The organism is Thalassotalea algicola (assembly GCF_012932965.1).
Taxonomy (GTDB): domain Bacteria; phylum Pseudomonadota; class Gammaproteobacteria; order Enterobacterales; family Alteromonadaceae; genus Thalassotalea_F; species Thalassotalea_F algicola.
On record NZ_JABBXH010000012.1, the window covers coordinates 1 to 1523 of the forward strand.

Consider the following 1523-nt stretch of genomic DNA (forward strand, 5'->3'; position numbering starts at 1 on the left):
AGTACTTGTACTTCGGCGTCGAGCGGCGGACGGGTGAGTAATGCTTGGGAATATGCCTTGAGGTGGGGGACAACAGTTGGAAACGACTGCTAATACCGCATAATGTCTACGGACCAAAGGAGGGGATCTTCGGACCTTTCGCCTTTAGATTAGCCCAAGTGAGATTAGCTAGTTGGTGGGGTAATGGCCTACCAAGGCGACGATCTCTAGCTGGTTTGAGAGGATGATCAGCCACACTGGGACTGAGACACGGCCCAGACTCCTACGGGAGGCAGCAGTGGGGAATATTGCACAATGGGGGAAACCCTGATGCAGCCATGCCGCGTGTGTGAAGAAGGCCTTCGGGTTGTAAAGCACTTTCAGTCGTGAGGAAAGGTTAGTAATTAATACTTGCTAGCTGTGACGTTAGCGACAGAAGAAGCACCGGCTAACTCCGTGCCAGCAGCCGCGGTAATACGGAGGGTGCGAGCGTTAATCGGAATTACTGGGCGTAAAGCGTGCGTAGGCGGTTTGATAAGCCAGATGTGAAATCCCGGGGCTTAACCTCGGAACTGCATTTGGAACTGTTTAACTAGAGTACTGTAGAGGGTGGTGGAATTTCCAGTGTAGCGGTGAAATGCGTAGAGATTGGAAGGAACATCAGTGGCGAAGGCGGCCACCTGGACAGATACTGACGCTGAGGCACGAAAGCGTGGGGAGCGAACAGGATTAGATACCCTGGTAGTCCACGCCGTAAACGATGTCAACTAGCTGTTTGTGTTCTTGAAACGTGAGTAGCGTAGCTAACGCGCTAAGTTGACCGCCTGGGGAGTACGGCCGCAAGGTTAAAACTCAAATGAATTGACGGGGGCCCGCACAAGCGGTGGAGCATGTGGTTTAATTCGATGCAACGCGAAGAACCTTACCATCCCTTGACATCCAGAGAATTTTCTAGAGATAGATTAGTGCCTTCGGGAACTCTGAGACAGGTGCTGCATGGCTGTCGTCAGCTCGTGTTGTGAAATGTTGGGTTAAGTCCCGCAACGAGCGCAACCCCTATCCTTATTTGCCAGCGAGTAGTGTCGGGAACTCTAAGGAGACTGCCGGTGATAAACCGGAGGAAGGTGGGGACGACGTCAAGTCATCATGGCCCTTACGGGATGGGCTACACACGTGCTACAATGGCAGATACAGAGGGCAGCGAGACCGCGAGGTGGAGCGAATCCCAGAAAGTCTGTCGTAGTCCGGATTGGAGTCTGCAACTCGACTCCATGAAGTCGGAATCGCTAGTAATCGTAGATCAGAATGCTACGGTGAATACGTTCCCGGGCCTTGTACACACCGCCCGTCACACCATGGGAGTGGGTTGCAAAAGAAGTGGCTAGTTTAACCTTCGGGAGGACGGTCACCACTTTGTGATTCATGACTGGGGTGAAGTCGTAACAAGGTAACCCTAGGGGAACCTGGGGTTGGATCACCTCCTTATCTTGAAGGTAAAACGCTCATGTTGAGTGTTCACACAAATTGCACTGATAACGAAAGTA

Annotated in this window: 1 rRNA gene; it reads left to right on the top strand. The window is 52.1% G+C overall.

What is annotated here, in order from left to right:
- Nucleotides 1-1464 (top strand): 16S ribosomal RNA (locus HII17_RS18865); the annotation flags it as partial.
- Nucleotides 1465-1523: the final 59 nt, after the last annotated feature.